This window comes from Modestobacter sp. I12A-02662 (genome assembly GCF_041028325.1).
GTDB lineage: Bacteria > Actinomycetota > Actinomycetes > Mycobacteriales > Geodermatophilaceae > Modestobacter.
On sequence record NZ_JABGDE010000002.1, the window covers coordinates 162,949 to 178,415 of the forward strand.

A 15,467-nucleotide genomic window follows, 5' to 3' on the forward strand; every position below is an offset into this window, starting at 1 on the left:
CTCCCCCCTCAGCGGGTGGTGCTGGTGGTGCTACCGGATCAGCCCAGGAGCTTCAGGATGCTCTGGGTGGACTGGTTGGCCTGCGCCAGCATCGAGGTGCCGGCCTGGGTGAGGACCTGGGTGCGCGTGAAGTTGGTCATCTCCTGGGCCATGTCCGTGTCGCGGATCCGGGACTCCGACGCCGTCAGGTTCTCGTTCGTCGTGTTCAGGTTGTTGATGGTGTGCTCGAACCGGTTCTGCAGCGCACCGAGGTTGGCGCGGGCGCTGGAGACCTGGGTGATGGCGTCATCGATGGCCGTGATGGCGGCGTTGGCGCCCGCCTTCGTGGCCAGGGTGATGCCGGCGACGCCCAGGTCGGTGGCGTCGAAGCCGCCGGTGGCCGTGCCCGCCGCGTCAACGTCCGGCGCGTCGGCACCGGCGGTGGTCCCGAGGCCGCCTCCGATGGTGATGGAGCCGGTCTGGGCGGCGTCCTTCGCGGTGATGGTCAGGCCGCCGGTGTTCGAGTCCACCGCCGCCGTGAAGCTGGCGGCGAAGTTGCCGTCGGCGTTCAGCTGGGAGGCGATGTCGTTGGCGTCGGTGCTGGCCGTCAGGGCAGCGGTCGTGACGCTGACCGTGCCCACCGCGAAGGTCGCAGCCGCGGCGGTGGCGGTGGCGCCACCGTTGACGTAGCTGGTCTTGGCCGGGGTGACACCGGTCGAGTTGATGTCGACGCTGATGGTGTCACCGGAGGCGTAGCCCACCTGGAACTGCTTGCCGGTGAAGCTGCCGTCGAGCAGGTTCACGTTGTTGAAGGTGGTCTTGTCCGCGATCCGGGTGAGCTCCGCCTTCAGCGCCGTGGTCTCGGCGTTGATGGCGGCGCGGGAGTTGTCGTCGTTGCTGTCGTTCGCGGACTGCACGGCCAGGTCGCGCATGCGCTGGAGGATCGAGGTGGTGGTGCTCAGGCCACCTTCCGCCGTCTGCACGACGCTGACGCCGTCCTGGGTGTTGCGCACGGCCTGGGAGATGCCGCCGATCTGGGAGCGCAGCCCCTCGGAGATGGCCAGACCCGCCGCGTCGTCGGCCGCCCGGTTGATCCGGTAACCCGAGGAGAGCCGCTCGAGCGACTTGCTCATCGAGTCGTTGGTGGTCGACAGGTTGCGGTAGGCGTTCATCGCCGAGATGTTGGTGTTGACGCTCAGACCCATGGTGATCCTCCTTGGATGGGGTCTTGCTGGACACCCGCTGCATCCGTGCTGCGGGGCGGTACACGACTGGTAACGGCGGGTTACGGGTGGGACTTGACCCGAATGCCGGAACTTTTTCCGGCGGGCTCGTTCAGGCCGGTCGGGCCGCGTTCCCGGCGGCGACCGACCAGTCGTAGCGGGCGCGTAACCGCGGGGCCGGCACCGGGCCCGCGACGGCGAGCGGGGGAACCGGCTCCGGCGCGGCGGCGACCGCGGCACCGACCGGGACCGGGACGGGACGGGGCACCCGCCGGGCCGGCGCGGGCACGGGGGAGGCGGCCGGGCGCTCGGCCAGCTGCCGGGCGGCGACGCGGTCGACGTAGGCCCGCTGCTGGTTGCGGGCGCGGACCCCGCCACCGGCGGCCACCGGCCGGCCCTCCCACACCTCGCTCATCGCCGCGTGCAGGAGGGTCAGCGCGCGGGCGCGCATCTGCGACACCCGCGACAGCGTGACCCCGAGGGAGTCGGCGATGTCGGTCAGCGACTCGCCGCCGAAGAAGTTGCGCTCGATGACCTCGTCCAGCTTGTCGGGCAGGGCCTGGATGGCCTCGTGCAGGTGCCGGGTGCGCTCGCCGCGGATCAGCGCCCGCTCCGGTGAGTCCCCGGTGTCCGGCAGGTCCAGCGATCCGCCGTCGCCGCCGGTCTCGGCGTCGATGCTGACCATCACCGCGCGGTGCACGTCGACCTGCAGGGAGTCCAGCTCCGAGCGGGCGACGCCCAGCCTCTCGGCGAGCTCCTCCTTGGTCGGCGGCCGGCCCAGGCTCATGGCCAGCGCGTCGGAGGCCGCATCGGTGCGCCGGGCGGCCGCGCGCACGGACCTGCTGGCCCAGTCCCCGGAGCGGAGCTCGTCGAGGACCGCGCCCTGCAGCCGGGGCAGCGCGTAGGTCGCGAAGGTGGCGCCGGCCGACGGGTCGAACCGGCGGGCCACCTCGACCAGCGCCACCGAGGCGCAGGAGAGCAGGTCGTCCCGGCTGACGTGGCCGGGCAGCGAGATGCGCGAGGCCACCGCGTTCACGGCGAAGTGGGCGAGCGGCAGGTGGGTGGTCACGAGGGCGTCGGCGTCGGGGTGCCGGCGGTCGCTGACCACGGGGCGGGCTCCTGTCACGTCCTCCTTCTCGGCACGGGGGAGCCCGGTCGGGACCGTGCCCGGCGACGAAATCCGGGTGCCCCCGGTGATCTCGGCTGAACACTCCGCGCCGTGGTGCCGATGGGATCTCGACAGCGCCTCACCCGGGGCCGCTGGCGTACCGCACACGACGACGGAAGGGCGGCCGGCATGGACCACCAGCACCTGTCGACGTTGCTCTGGCGCGAGCACGAGTTGCTCGACCTGCTGCTGTTCAAGGCGGAGGAGAAGCAGTACCTGATCCTCACCGGCAAGACGCGCTGGCTGCCGCGGATCGCGCACGAGATCGAGGTCGTCCTCGACCAGCTGCGCGGACTCGAGATCGAGCGCGCTGCGGCGACCGAGCAGATCGCCGGTCGACTCGGCCTGGACGCGAACCCCTCCCTCCGGCAGCTGGCCGACGCCGCGCCGGAGCCGTGGGCCGACCTCTACACCAAGCACCACGAGGCCCTGCTGACGCTGGTCACCGAGCTGCGCAGCCTCTCCGACGCCAACCGCGAGCTCGTCGAGGGCGGCCTGGCCGCCATCGGCGACGCCCTGCTGGCCGCGCGGGTGCCCTCGGCCGGCACCTACACCCACTCCGGTCGCCAGGCCGGCAACGCCTACCGCGCCGTCACGCTGGACGGTGCGATGTGACGACCGGGACCACCCCGACGACGACGGGAGCACGCGCGTGAGCGCCCTCTCCACCCTCAACACCGCCAACACCGCACTGGCCGCCCAGCAGCGCGCCCTGGAGGTGACGGCGCAGAACATCGCCAACGTCAACACCGACGGGTACACCCGGCAGCGCGCCGAGCTGCAGTCGATCGGCGCGAGCACCGTGCCGGCCTTCTTCTCGGTGAGCAAGAACGTCGGGGGCGGGGTCAACGCCGACACCGTGGCGCGGATCCGGGACAGCTTCGCGGAGAACCGCGCGCTGGCCGAGCACGCCACCAACGCGCGGTACACGGTCCAGAGCTCGGCGTACGCCCAGATCGAGGACGCGTTCCGGGAGCCCGGGGACACCGGCCTGCAGACCTCGCTGAGCGAGATGTGGTCGTCCTGGGAGGACCTGTCCACCGCGACGGACATCCCGGCCGCGCGGCGCGCCGTCCTGGAGAGCACCGCCACCGTCGTCGGCAGCCTGCAGACCACCCGGGCCACGCTGGACGCCCAGTGGGGGCAGACGCGCGAGGACCTCGCGACGCTCGTCGAGGACGTCAACGCCGCGACCGCGCAGATCAGCTCGCTGAACCGGTCGATCCAGCGGGCCAGCCAGGCCGGCGTGACCACCAACGAGCTGGCCGACAAGCGGGACGCCCTGGTGCTGTCGCTGGCCCAGAAGGTCGGCGGCACCGCCAGCCCCGGGGTCGACGGCATGGTCGACGTCCTGGTCGGCGGCTCCGCCCTGGTGTCCGGCACCGCGCGGATCGAGCTGGCCGTCACCGGGGCCACGACCGCCGACGAGCTGGCCGGCTCGCCGCTCGCCGTGGTCACCGTGCCCGGCGGGACGAAGGTGCGGGTGGGCGGCACCGCCGGTGGTGAGGTGGAGGTGCTCAGCACGGTCATCCCGCAGTACCGCGACGCGCTGGACAAGACGGCGGCGGACCTGGCCGCCGCCGTCAACGCGGCGCACGCGACCGGCACCGACGGCTACGGCGCCCTGGGCGGGGACCTGCTGGAGAGCTCCGACGGCGGGCCCATCACGGCCGCCAACCTGGCGGTCGCCATCACCGACCCGGGTCGGCTGGCCGCGTCGTCGGTCCCCGGGAAGGTGTCCGCCGACGGCAGCCACGCGCTGGCGATGGCCCGGCTGGGGGAGACCGGTGGCGTGGACAGCGGCTACCGGCAGCTCATCACCCAGCTCGGGGTGGAGGCGTCGGTCAGCACCCGCAACGTCACGATCCAGTCGACGATCACCAGCACCGTCGACACCAACCGGCAGGCGGTCTCGGGCGTGAGCCTGGACGAGGAGATGACCCAGATGCTGACCTTCCAGCACGGCTACCAGGCGGCGGCCCGCATGATCACCGCGATGGACGAGCTGCTGAGCACCCTGATCAACAGCACCGGCCTCGTGGGGCGGTGACCTGAGTGCGCATCACCCAGAAGGCGATGGTGACGTCCAGCCTCACCGGGCTGAACAACAACCTGACCGCCCTCGTCAAGGTGCAGAACCAGCTGGCCACCGGCCGCGTGCTGAACCGGCCCTCGGACTCGCCCATCGACACGAACAAGTCGATGCAGGTCCGGTCCGACCTCGGCCGGGTCGCGCAGCAGGACCGCAACATCACCGACGCGCAGAGCCGGCTCGACCAGACCGACTCGGCGCTGCAGGGCCTGCAGGACCTCCTCAAGCGGGTCCAGGCGCTGACGGTCCAGGGCCTGAACACCGGCGGGAACGACGCCACGTCCAGTGCGGCGCTGGCCACGGAGATCACCGCCCTCCGCGCGGACATGCTCGGCGTGGCCAACACGAGCATCAACGGCCGGCCGGTCTTCGGCGGGGTCACCAGCGGCGCGGTCGCCTACCAGCCCGACGGCACCTACGCCGGGCTCGGCCAGGGCGAGGGGTCCCCCGAGGACCACCCGGTGCTGCGCCGGATCAGCGACAACGAGGTGCTGCGCGTCGACGTCACCGGGCCGGAGGTCTTCGGCCCGGACGGGGCGAACCTGTTCGCCGTCCTCCAGGGGATCGCGGACAAGCTGAACACCAGCCCGGTCGACGCCGCGGCGCTGTCGGCCGACCTCGCTGCGCTCGACGTCGCCCAGGACCGGGTGAGCACCGCGCAGGCGACCGTCGGCGCCCGCAGCTCCCGCGTGCAGAAGGCCGCAGAGCTCAACATCACGCGCGAGCTGGCCCTGTCCGCGCAGCGGAGGGACATCGAGGACGTCGACATCCCCAAGGCCAGCATGGAGCTGTCCGCCCAGCAGCTCGGCTACCAGGCCTCGCTGGCGGTGACGGCGAAGATCCTGCAGCCGACGCTCATGGAGTTCCTGCGCTGACCGGGCGGTCCCGGCCGCCGACCAGTGCGGTCGGGGAGCCAGGACGCCGATGAAGGAATTGCATCGACTGCCGGGGCAGGGACCCTGGGAGGGCCCCGCTGTAGCGGGGCGTGCCACGGATGGCGACACACACCCATGGAGGGGAACCAGTGCTCACACTCACCCGCAACGTCGGCGAGAGCATCCGCATCGGGGAGGACATCGAGGTCTACGTCGTGGAGGTCCGCGGCGGCACCGTCCGCCTGGGCTTCAAGGCGCCCCGCGAGGTGTCGATCCACCGCGAGGAGGTCTACCGGCAGATCGCCGAGGCGAACAGCCTGGCGGCCGAGGTGGCCGCGGACGCGCTGAGCGCGCTGTCGACATTCGCGCCAGGCTCCGTCCAGCCTTCTAACAAGAAGTGACATAGGAAAGCCGGAAACCGGGCCAATTACCGCTCAATCCCGTCCGCCTCAGTAGTAACAGGACGGCGAGTCTCGCCGTTGAGGCACGCGATGGTGCGCAAGTCTCTCCCCAACGCCAGTCACAGGGGGAGAGCACGATGGAACTCAGCGCAACTGCAGGTCGGTCCGACGAGGTCGCACTGTCCACCGAGCTGCGCCTGCCGGCCGTCGAGTCCCCGGCCCCGGACACGGTGGTCGTGCACGTGCAGCTGCGCCCCCGTCGCTCGGCGACCCGGCGCTGCCTCGCCGCGCTGGCCGCGCTGGCCGCCCGGCACGAGACGGTGTCCTTCGCCCTGACCGGCCTCGCGGGTGACGCCCGGGCCGTGCGGGTCACCGTCGGCGTCGAGCTCGGGCCCCGTGAGCAGATCGCCAAGTTCTCCGCCGAGGCGCAGGCCGCGTACGCCTTCGTCGACGGCCTCTTCACCGACCTCTACGACTTCATGCCGGTCTACGTCGGCGAGCCCGGCGAGACCGAGCGGGCCGCCGCGGCCGGCGTCCTGGCCGCCGCGGACCGCCCGCGCAGCACGCCGCGCATCCCTGCCCCGCGCACCCCGCTGCCGGTGGAGCTGCTCGCCGGCCTCGCAGTCCCGGCCTAACTCCCGGCTCCCGCCCGTCGCCGCCTCGCCGGCGACGCGGCCGCTCGCGCCGTCGGTACGGCGCTCCCTCGCCCGGCTCGTCCCGCCGAGCCGTTCCCCACCACGCCCACCTGCACTTCCCCTCAGGAGGACCGGTGTCCCTGCACGCTGCCATCCCCGCGGTCGACGACCGCACCCGCTCCCGCGAGCCGCTGGTCTTCGGCGGCCTGACCGAGTCCGAGGGCTGGGCCCTGGCGCCGATCACCCCGCGCGACCGGGTCCACTTCCGCACCGACCGGGAGCTGCCGCTGGCCCGGTTCCGGGCGGGCCTCCCCGCCGGGGTCACCGTGACCTACGACGAGGGTGAGGGGCTCTACCGCGTCGACGGCGCGCGGGGGACCGCCGAGTCCCTGGCCGGCGTGATCCGCGACTGGTGCGCCGACGCGGGGTACGGGACCGTCGGCCTGCGGCCGGAGACCGACGTGCGCCGCCGGGCCCCCCGCGACCTGCCCCCCGCGTTCCTCGACGAGCTGTGCCGCCACTACTGCCGGGTCAGCCTCAAGCGGCTGCAGCGCAACATGAGCACGATCCGGCTGCACCTGCCCGACAACGACGACGTCGACCAGCAGGTCGCCGAGTGGGTGCTGAAGGCCGTCTCGACCTACGACGAGACCAAGTCGGTCCCGTTCGGCGCCTACCTGGCGACCCAGCTGTCCAAGTGGGTGCACGACCTCGGCCGCAACGCCTACGGCCGGACCGCCGCGGACACGGAGAACAAGCAGCAGAAGGCGATCGCCGCCTTCACCGCCGAGCACCAGCGCCGGCCCAGCGAGAAGGAGCTGGCGGCGTTCATGGGGCAGAGCGTGGCCACCCTGCGCCGGAACTCGCAGACGGTCGCGACCCTCAACGGGCTGCGCAACCTCCAGTCGCTGGACGGGGGAGCGGACGGCGCCGAGTTCGTCGTGCCCGACAACGGCGAGGTGCCCGACGAGATCATGGGCGAGGCGGAGCAGACCCTGCTCTCGCACGCCCTCACCGCCGCCTGCGCCCCCGACCCCACGGCGCGGCGCGACCAGCGGGCCGCCCAGGCGAACGTGCTGGGCTGGACCACCTGGTACCTCACCACCTGGGGCGGCCGGACCAAGACCCAGCTGTCCACCGAGCTGAACACCTCCGTCCGGAACATGAACGTGCACGCCGACCGGGCCGAGCAGGTCCTCAAGCAGCGGCTCGTCGAGCTCGGCGGCTGAGGAAGGACCCCCTTCCTCCCCACCCACTCCTGGAAGGACCCCGTCCAGAGGACGGGGCCGAGGAGCGGCGGGCCCCTGGAAGGGGGCCGAACACCCTGTCCCCCTCCTCCCAGCCCGGAGGAGGGGGACGCTCTGCGTTCGGGCCCCGGGTCCGCAGCCGAAATTGGGCGGGCCGGGTCCACCGGCAGCTCGACCTGCCGATATCTCCCTCGTGACCGCGCCGGACCGCCTCCCCCGCCTCGCGGGGAGTGGCCGCCCGGCTGGTCCCCCGAGCCGCCGGACGTCGTCGGCGAGCGCCTGCGAGGAGATCGCGTGAGCATCCCCCCGGTCGAGGAGGCGGCGCCCGCCGTCCTGGTGCCCCACTGGCTCAGCGCGGCCGACCGCACCGAGGTCGAGCGCGCGGTGCGGACCGCCCTGGCCGGCGCGCCGGTGCACCCGGTCGCCGCCATCCACCTGGGCGAGGTGCTCACCGAGCTGCACGTCGCGGCGGCCCGCGAGGCCGTCTGGCCGGCGCCCGTCGCGCGGGTCCGGCGGGCCACCGGCTGGGGCGAGGACGTCCTGCCGGTGCGGCTGTCCGCCGTCGAGCTGGCCAGCGTGCTGTCCCTGCCCGGCCTCGCGCCGGTGGCGCGGGACGCGCTGACGGGAGGGCGGAGCAGGTGAGCGGAACGGTGTTCGGTGCCCCGACGGGGCTGTTGCAGCGGTTGCGGCGCACCGAGGTCGGGGTGACCGACCTGCGGGAGGCCGTGGCCGGGCTGCAGGACGCCGCCGCGGGGTCCGGCCTGCGGCTCGGGATCGTCGACGGCGCCGGCCGCGGTCCGCTGCTCGACCTCCAGGAGGCCGGCCGCCGCACCCGCGTGAACCTCGCCGAGCTCGCCGTCGAGATGACCCGGGCCGCCGTCCCGGCCACGCCGGAGGGGGTGACCGCGGCCCTGGGCGCGTGGCTGGCCCACCGGCCGGTCCCGGACTCGGTGGCCGCGTCCGTCGGATTCGCCGTCCTGGACTGGACCGATCCGCGGGCCTGCGTCCTCGGCTGGCGGGTCGTGGTGGCCCGGGAGGGGCTGCTCGCGCCGTGGCGGCCCTCGCGCGAGGCCACCCTGCCGGCGGTGCACCGCACCCGGTCGTCGGCCCTGGGCCGGTCGGCGGTGCTGGAGTCCGCGGTCCGGCTCGTCGGGCCGGTCGCGCTGTGGACCGTGCCCGGCGTCCAGGGCGGGGACACCGCCCTGCTCGTGGAGCCCGAACGGATGCTGGCCGAGATGGCCGCGCAGGGCCTGCGGCTGCGGGAGGCCCACCTGGTCGTGACGCCGGGACGTCCGGTCGCCTGCGCCGAGACCGGGGTGGCCCGCCGGCTGGTCGCCGAGGCCACCGAGGCCTGCGCGACGGTGCCCTGGCGCGAGCTCCCCGACCTCGGCTGGGCCTGAGCCCGCCGCTCCTCAGCGTCGCCGTGCCGCGGGTGCGGACCGTCGCCGGGGCGCGGGCATCCACTCGACCACGTGGTCCTCGCCCGGCGTCAGCTCGGCCCACCGCTCGGCCGCGGCCCGCAGCGCAGCCACGGCCGCATCGAGCCGTGCCGGTGGCACGTCCAGCGCGGCGACCTGGCCCGGGAGGACCTCGGCGCCCCGGGCCAGCCGGGCCACGACGTCGGCCACCAGCTCGGCCCGCTGCACGGCCGCCGTCCGCTCCCGCTTGAGCCGTGCCGACCGGTCGGCGGCGTGCGGGGGCTGCCGACCCGAGACGTGCCGCATGCTGCCCCACACCACGCCGTCCGCGACGCAGCCCCACACCCCGTCCCGGACCTGCAGCTCGGTCTCGACCACCGCGTGCACCAGGTCGTGGGGCAGCCCCGCGCCGCCGCCGGCCCCGCGCATGGTGAACACGACGCCGTCGTCCCGCTCGACCAGGGTCTCCACCGGCCGCCGGTCGGCCATGCGCCGGAAGGTCATCCGCACGAGGACATCGTGGCCAGGCGGTCAACGGCTTTCCGCGGACTCAGGCGAGGACGCCGTACTCCCAGTGCCACGGCTCGGGGTTGGGACCGCCGGCCGCCGCCCAGTCCGGGTGCACCCAGCCGAAGTGCCCGGCGTTGACCTGCATCCACGCGGTCTGCGCGGTGCCGAACACGTTCACCCCGCCGCACAGGTCGACCGCCAGGCCCCAGCCGTGGTTGGAGGTGCCCGGCACCGCGGTGATCCGGGGCTTGCGGTGGTGCGCGTCGACCTGGGCGTCCAGCGAGCGGTAGGAGTCGGTGATGCACAGCGGCGTGCCGAAGGTGGTCTCGTAGGCGGCGGACATCGCCGTGTAGGCGGCGGCGGCGTCGCACCGCAGGCGGTGCGAGGGCCCGACCGCGCACAGCTGGTCGCGGGCGATCTGCCCGTTGCTCCACCCGCCCCAGGCACCGCTCGCCGGTGCGGGGTCACCGTCGGCGGTCACCGGACGCGGAGCGCTGCACGTGGCGGGGGCCGTCGTCGCCACCGGCGGGGCGGTGGGGGAGCCGGCGGGCACGGTGACCCGGACGGCGGTGGACAGGTCGGCCACCTCGTGGACGGCGACCTGCCAGCGGTCGGCCGAGGCGGACAGGACGCTCGTGCCGCCCACGTAGAGGCCGACGTCGTCCAGCCCGGTGGCCGGGTCGGTGGAGAAGACCAGGTCGCCGACCTGCAGCTGACCGGCCGCCACGGGGGTGCCCCGCGCCCACTGCTCGGCCAGGTCGCTGGTCAGCCCGACGCCGGCCGCGGTCCACACCGTGGCGGCGAAGCCCCCGCAGCCGTACCCGTCGGGCCCGGCCTGCCCGGGCACGTAGGGCTTGCCCAGCTGGGCGAAGGCGGCGCTGACCGCGGCGATCGTCTCGGCCGGCAGCACGGTCACGGTGCGGCCGGCGGCGTAGGTGGCCGCCACGCCGGGCACGGTGGCGCCCGAGGCGTCCTGCGCCGGAGCGAGGCCGGTCGGCAGCGAGGAGGGGTCGAGCAGGTCGGCGGCCGCGGGCGGGGACACCCCGGCGGCGGCGAGCGCGCCCAGGTAGGCCTGCCAGCCGGTCAGCGCCGCGTCGTTGCGGGCGTCCTGCTCGGCGGAGGTGGCGGTGGTGCTCGATGCGGCCCACTCGGCGGCGACCGCCGGGTGCAGGTCGCCCACGAGGTCGCGGATCTCCGCGAGCACGGCGGCGGCCCGCTGCCGGGCGGTGGCGGCGTCGTCGGCCGAGGCGTCGGCCGCGTCGGTGTGCGCCGCGGCGCGGACGGCGGCCGCTGCGGCCCGGGCCACCTGCGCGTCGCGCTCGTCGGCCAGCTGCTCGACCAGGCCCTGGGCGTGCAGGGCGTCGGCCGTGGCCGCGGGGTCGTGCACCGAGAGTGCGGCCAGCGGCCAGCGCTCGGCGGTGCTGCGCTGGTAGAGGACGGTGGCCTCCTCGCCGACGGCCGCCTGCTCCGCGGCGGCCTCGGCCTGGGCGGCGGTGGCGGCGTCACGCTCCTGGCGGGCGTGCTCCTCGGAGCGGGTGGCGTCGGAGAGGGCGGCGCGGTGCCGGGCGACGGCGTCGGCCAGCGTCGCGGCGGTGGCCGCGGCCGAGCCGGTCGGTGCGCTGGGGATCTGCCCGGCCTCGGTCGGCGGCTGCTCGAGCGCGCCGAGGGCCGTGACGATGGCCAGGGTGGCGCTGGCGACCACACCGAGGCGGTGCAGCCAGTGCCGCGCGCTGCCGCTGCGGCGGGGCGTGGCCGGGCGACGTGGCTTACGCGCCGGGTGGCGTGGCTGCTGCGCCGGGCGGAGGGCGGGCGCCGTCCGGGGCCGGGGCGTGGTGCCGCGCGGTGCGGTGGCCCGGCCGGCGGTGCTGCGCGGGGCGCCGGTCCTGGCGGTCGCCGACGTCCGGGCCGCCGGGACGCGGGGTCGGGGGGCACCGGGTCGCTGGGCAGCGCCCTGTGCTCGCGGTGCGGCCACCGTCGTCCCCCTGGTCCGTCTGGATCGGCCCGGCTGGGTCAGCCGGTGTCCTGATCCCATCGACGGGGCGGGGGTGCGTCCTGAGGTGCGTCACCGCTCCGGGGGGTGCCTCTCACCCAGGGGGGTGAGACGACGAGGCCCCCGCCGTCCGGTGAGGGACGACGAGGGCCACGCAAGGTGTAGGAACGGCCGCCCTTCAGGGTCCCGCGCCGAGCCTGCGAGGCGTGGGGGGAAGGGTGGTCCCTTATCTGTCTGCGATCTCCAGGAACGACCGCTCGGTCTCCCCGGTGTACACCTGCCGAGGGCGGCCGATCTTGGTCATCGGGTCGGCGATCATCTCGCGCCACTGGGCGATCCAGCCGGGCAGCCGGCCGAGCGCGAAGAGGACCGTGAACATCTTGGTGGGGAAGCCCATCGCCCGGTAGATCAGCCCGGTGTAGAAGTCCACGTTCGGGTAGAGCTTGCGCTCGACGAAGTAGTCGTCGGAGAGCGCGATCTCCTCCAGCTGGCGGGCCATGTCGAGCAGCTCGTTGTTGCCGCCGAGCTTGCTCAGCACGGTGTCGGCGGCCTGCTTCACGATCGCCGCCCGCGGGTCGTAGTTCTTGTAGACCCGGTGCCCGAAGCCCATCAGCTTGACGCCGGGCTCCTTGTCCTTCACCCGCGCGACGAAGCGAGGGATGTCCCCGCCTTCACGGCGGATCGACTCGAGCATCTCCAGCACGGCCTGGTTGGCGCCGCCGTGCAGCGGGCCGAACAGCGCGTTGATGCCGGCCGAGACCGAGGCGAACAGGTTGGCCTGGGAGGAGCCGACCAGCCGCACGGTGGACGTCGAGCAGTTCTGCTCGTGGTCGGCGTGCAGGACGAAGAGCATGTCCAGCGCCTGGACCAGGTCCGGGTCGGCGAGGTAGGGCTCGGCGGGCAGCCCGAAGGTCATCCGCAGGAAGTTCTCGACCAGCCCCAGGGAGTTGTCCGGGTACAGGAACGGCTGCCCGACCGACTTCTTGTAGGCGTAGGCCGCGATCGTGGGCAGCTTGGCGAGCAGCCGCAACGTGGAGATCTCCACGTGGCGCTCGTCGAAGGGGTCCAAGGAGTCCTGGTAGAAGGTCGACAGCGCACTCACCGCCGACGACAGCACCGGCATCGGGTGCGCGTCGCGGGGGAAGCCGTTGAAGAACTGCTTCAGGTCCTCGTGCAGCAGCGTGTGCCGCCGCAGCTGGCTGTCGAACTCGGCCAGCTGGTCGGCGTTCGGCAGCTCGCCGTGGATCAGCAGGTAGCTGACCTCGATGAAGCTCGCCTTGCCGGCCAGCTGGTCGATCGGGTAACCGCGGTAGCGCAGGATCCCCGCGTCGCCGTCGATGTAGGTGATCGCCGAGGTGCAGGCGGCGGTGTTCACGAAGCCGATGTCCAGGGCGACCTTGCCGGTCGTGGACAACAGCTTGCCGGTGTCCAGGCCCGAGGCGCCCTCGGTGGCCGGGACCTCCCGCAGGGGGAGCTCGCCGCCGCTCCAGCGCAGGGCCACGTCGTCGGTGCTCGCTGTCTCGCTCATCAAGCGCGAACGCTACTGCCTGCCGCCGGGGACGGGGTGCCGGGGGCGTGCGAATGCGCCCCCCGGCACACGCGACGGACCGGAACGGCCACCCCTCAGGGGCCCGCGCCGAGCCTGCGAGGCGCGGGGGGAGGGGCGGTCCTCCTAGGGGTGGGTCATGGACAGGACGTCCAGGGCGGCGTCCAGCTGCTCCTCGGTGAGCTTGCCCTGCTCCACGTAGCCGCGTTCCACCACGACCTGCCGGATCGTCTTCTGCTCGGCCAGCGACTGCTTGGCGACCTTCGCCGCCTCCTCGTACCCGATGTACTTGTTCAGCGGCGTCACGATCGAGGGGGAGGACTCGGCGTACTCCCGGCACTGCTCGACGTTGGCGACGATGCCGTCGACGCAGCGGTCGGCGAGCAGCCGGCTGGCGTTGGCCAGCAGCCGGATGGACTCCAGGACGTTGCGGGCCATCAGCGGCAGGGTCACGTTGAGCTCGAAGACGCCGGTGGTGCCGGCGTAGGTGACGGCGGCGTCGTTCCCGATGACCTGGGCGCCGACCTGGATCACCGCCTCGGGGATGACCGGGTTCACCTTGCCGGGCATGATCGAGCTGCCCGGCTGCAGGTCCGGGAGGGCGATCTCGCCGAGCCCGGTGCGCGGGCCGGAACCCATCCAGCGCAGGTCGTTCACGATCTTGATAAGCCCGACCGCGATGGTCTTGAGCTGGCCCGACCCCTCGACCAGCGCGTCGCGGGAGCTCTGCGCCTCGAAGTGGTCGCGGGCCTCCGACAGCGGCAGGTCCAGGTCGGCGGCGAGCTTGTCGATGATGGCGGCCGCGAAGCCGGGCGGGGTGTTGATGCCGGTGCCGACCGCCGTGCCGCCCAGGGGCAGCTCGCCGACGCGGGGCAGCGAGGCCTGCAACCGCTCCACCCCGTACCGGACGGCCGCCGCGTACCCGCCGAACTCCTGGCCCAGCGTCACCGGGGTGGCGTCCATCAGGTGGGTGCGGCCGCTCTTGACGACGGTGGCGTACTCCTCGGCCTTGCGGGTGAGCGAGGCCTCCAGGTGCTGCAGCGCCGGGATGAGGTCGCGCACGATCGCGCGGGTGGCCGCGACGTGGATGGCCGAGGGGAACACGTCGTTGGACGACTGCGAGGCGTTGACGTGGTCGTTGGGGTGCACCGCGGTGCCCGAGGCCTCGGTGGCCAGGGTGGCGATGACCTCGTTGGTGTTCATGTTGCTCGACGTCCCCGAGCCGGTCTGGAAGACGTCGATGGGGAAGTGCTCGTCCCACGTGCCGCTCGCCACCTCGGCGGCGGCGGCGGAGATGGCGTCGGCGGTCTCCTGCGGCAGGACCCCGAGGGAGGCGTTGACCGTCGCGGCGGCGCCCTTGATGGAGGCCAGCGCCGCGATCAGCTCGCGCTCGATGGGCGTCCCGGAGATGGGGAAGTTCTCGACGGCGCGCTGGGTCTGGGCCCGCCACTTCGCCCAGGCGGGGACGCGGACCTCCCCCATGGAGTCGTGCTCGACGCGGTAGTCCGTCTCGGTGGCCACGTGTGCTCCCGTGTGGTGGTGTGGTGTCGGTGCTCCGGCACGGACCCTAGGACACCCGGCGGAGGGCCCCCTGCCGCGCGGGCGTGCCCGTCCGGACCGGCCGGTCCGGACGCCGACGCTAGGGTCCCGGCATGAGCCAGGATCCCGAGGTCCCGTTCCGACCGGGTCAGCCGTCGGACACCCCGGTCCTCCGCGTCTCCGACGCCGAGCGCGAGGTGGTCGTCACCCGGCTGCAGGCGGCGGTCGGCGAGGGCCGGATCGACCTCGACGAGTTCAGCCAGCGGGTCGACGGCGCGTACGCCGCCACCACGAACGCCGAGCTCCAGGCGCTGCTGGCCGACCTCCCGGCTCCCGCGTCGGAGATCCCGGCCGTGGGGGAGATCGTCGGGGAACGGACCCCCGGGTCGGTGGTCACGGTCTTCGGCGACGTCAAGCTCACCGCCACCACCGGGGCCCCCGAGCGGGCGAGCACCGTGTTCGGGGACGTGCGGATCGACCTGCGCGGGCTGCGCACCTCCGCCGAGGAGGTGCACCTGCAGCTGGGCACCGTCTTCGGCGACGTGGAGGTGATCGTCAGCGAGGGGGTCGCCGCCGAGATCGAGGGATGGACCGTCTTCGGCAGCCGGAAGACGCAGCTGGCGGCGGTCCCGCGGCTGGCCGGCACCCCGCGCGTGATCGTGCGGGGCTGGACGGTGTTCGGTGACCTGAAGCTGCGCAGCCTGGCCCCGGGGGAGTCGGCGAGCCGGTGGCGCGCCGTCCTGGACCGGTTGGCCGCCCGGGTAGCTCCCGAACCGCCGCCGCCCCCGCCGACGCTGCCCCCGCTCCCGCCGCTGCCCCGCACCTGAGAGAGGCCCCCCTGCAG

At 73.9% G+C, this 15,467-nt stretch carries 15 protein-coding genes; 9 read left to right on the forward strand and 6 right to left on the reverse strand.

Annotation, left to right across the window (positions count from 1 at the left end; all coding sequences use genetic code 11):
• Positions 1 to 38: 38 nt before the first annotated feature.
• Together HL189_RS01155 and HL189_RS01160 are read right to left on the reverse strand one after the other, a co-directional pair.
• A complete protein-coding gene (locus tag HL189_RS01155) occupies positions 39 to 1,184 on the reverse strand; it encodes a flagellin (protein WP_369131860.1) in 1,146 nt (381 codons plus the stop codon).
• Between the two features lie 130 nt (positions 1,185 to 1,314).
• Positions 1,315 to 2,328, reverse strand: coding sequence for a sigma-70 family RNA polymerase sigma factor (locus tag HL189_RS01160; protein WP_369131861.1), 1,014 nt, complete (start codon positions 2,326 to 2,328; stop codon positions 1,315 to 1,317).
• 171 nt (positions 2,329 to 2,499) lie between these two features.
• Between HL189_RS01160 and HL189_RS01165 the strand changes: the two genes are divergently transcribed.
• The 8 genes from HL189_RS01165 to HL189_RS01200 all read left to right on the forward strand — a co-directional run bounded on the left by HL189_RS01165 (position 2,500) and on the right by HL189_RS01200 (position 9,020).
• Positions 2,500 to 2,985 (forward strand): flagellar protein FlgN, encoded by a 486-nt coding sequence (locus HL189_RS01165; protein WP_369131862.1) that lies wholly within the window; start codon positions 2,500 to 2,502, stop codon positions 2,983 to 2,985.
• A 37-nt stretch (positions 2,986 to 3,022) separates the two neighbouring features.
• Positions 3,023 to 4,420, forward strand: a complete 1,398-nt coding sequence (flgK, locus tag HL189_RS01170; protein ID WP_369131863.1) for a flagellar hook-associated protein FlgK — start codon at positions 3,023 to 3,025, stop codon at positions 4,418 to 4,420.
• Positions 4,421 to 4,425: 5 nt separating this feature from the next.
• The gene (locus HL189_RS01175) at positions 4,426 to 5,337 is read left to right on the forward strand and encodes a flagellin (RefSeq protein WP_369131864.1); all 912 of its coding nucleotides are present in this window, start codon (positions 4,426 to 4,428) and stop codon (positions 5,335 to 5,337) included.
• A gap of 149 nt (positions 5,338 to 5,486) precedes the next feature.
• Positions 5,487 to 5,738 (forward strand): carbon storage regulator CsrA, encoded by a 252-nt coding sequence (csrA, locus tag HL189_RS01180; RefSeq protein WP_369131865.1) that lies wholly within the window; start codon positions 5,487 to 5,489, stop codon positions 5,736 to 5,738.
• Between the two features lie 137 nt (positions 5,739 to 5,875).
• The gene (locus HL189_RS01185) at positions 5,876 to 6,373 is read left to right on the forward strand and encodes a hypothetical protein (protein ID WP_369131866.1); all 498 of its coding nucleotides are present in this window, start codon (positions 5,876 to 5,878) and stop codon (positions 6,371 to 6,373) included.
• A 134-nt stretch (positions 6,374 to 6,507) separates the two neighbouring features.
• Positions 6,508 to 7,602, forward strand: coding sequence for a flagellar biosynthesis protein FliA (locus HL189_RS01190; protein WP_369131867.1), 1,095 nt, complete (start codon positions 6,508 to 6,510; stop codon positions 7,600 to 7,602).
• A gap of 312 nt (positions 7,603 to 7,914) precedes the next feature.
• The gene (locus HL189_RS01195) at positions 7,915 to 8,262 is read left to right on the forward strand and encodes a hypothetical protein (protein ID WP_369131868.1); all 348 of its coding nucleotides are present in this window, start codon (positions 7,915 to 7,917) and stop codon (positions 8,260 to 8,262) included.
• Positions 8,259 to 9,020 carry a hypothetical protein gene (locus tag HL189_RS01200; protein ID WP_369131869.1) on the forward strand — a complete coding sequence of 254 codons (762 nt, stop codon included), beginning with the start codon at positions 8,259 to 8,261 and terminating at the stop codon, positions 9,018 to 9,020. Before HL189_RS01195 ends, HL189_RS01200 begins: the two co-directional genes overlap by 4 nt.
• A 12-nt stretch (positions 9,021 to 9,032) precedes the next feature.
• On the opposite strand, the gene HL189_RS01205 is transcribed toward HL189_RS01200, so the two are convergent.
• The 4 genes from HL189_RS01205 to HL189_RS01220 all read right to left on the reverse strand — a co-directional run bounded on the left by HL189_RS01205 (position 9,033) and on the right by HL189_RS01220 (position 14,605).
• On the reverse strand, positions 9,033 to 9,548 hold the full coding sequence (locus HL189_RS01205; RefSeq protein WP_369131870.1) for a hypothetical protein: 516 nt from the start codon (positions 9,546 to 9,548) through the stop codon (positions 9,033 to 9,035).
• 40 nt (positions 9,549 to 9,588) lie between these two features.
• Complete coding sequence (locus HL189_RS01210) at positions 9,589 to 11,250, reverse strand: D-alanyl-D-alanine carboxypeptidase family protein (protein ID WP_369131871.1); 1,662 nt, start codon at positions 11,248 to 11,250, stop codon at positions 9,589 to 9,591.
• Between the two features lie 514 nt (positions 11,251 to 11,764).
• The gene (locus HL189_RS01215; protein ID WP_369131872.1) at positions 11,765 to 13,066 is read right to left on the reverse strand and encodes a citrate synthase; all 1,302 of its coding nucleotides are present in this window, start codon (positions 13,064 to 13,066) and stop codon (positions 11,765 to 11,767) included.
• 144 nt (positions 13,067 to 13,210) lie between these two features.
• On the reverse strand, positions 13,211 to 14,605 hold the full coding sequence (locus tag HL189_RS01220) for a class II fumarate hydratase (protein WP_369131873.1): 1,395 nt from the start codon (positions 14,603 to 14,605) through the stop codon (positions 13,211 to 13,213).
• A 131-nt stretch (positions 14,606 to 14,736) separates the two neighbouring features.
• On the opposite strand from HL189_RS01220, the gene HL189_RS01225 reads away from it, so the two are divergent.
• On the forward strand, positions 14,737 to 15,450 hold the full coding sequence (locus tag HL189_RS01225; RefSeq protein ID WP_369131874.1) for a DUF1707 domain-containing protein: 714 nt from the start codon (positions 14,737 to 14,739) through the stop codon (positions 15,448 to 15,450).
• Positions 15,451 to 15,467: the final 17 nt, after the last annotated feature.

What these genes read in the sequence shown, in the direction of transcription:
- HL189_RS01165 (WP_369131862.1), top strand. Translation starts at nt 2,500, where the DNA reads ATGGACCACCAGCACCTGTCGACGTTGCTCTGGCGCGAGCACGAGTTG.
- HL189_RS01215 (WP_369131872.1), bottom strand. Translation starts at nt 13,066, where the DNA reads ATGAGCGAGACAGCGAGCACCGACGACGTGGCCCTGCGCTGGAGCGGC.
- HL189_RS01225 (WP_369131874.1), top strand. Translation starts at nt 14,737, where the DNA reads ATGAGCCAGGATCCCGAGGTCCCGTTCCGACCGGGTCAGCCGTCGGAC.
- HL189_RS01185 (WP_369131866.1), top strand. Translation starts at nt 5,876, where the DNA reads ATGGAACTCAGCGCAACTGCAGGTCGGTCCGACGAGGTCGCACTGTCC.
- HL189_RS01155 (WP_369131860.1), bottom strand. Translation starts at nt 1,184, where the DNA reads ATGGGTCTGAGCGTCAACACCAACATCTCGGCGATGAACGCCTACCGC.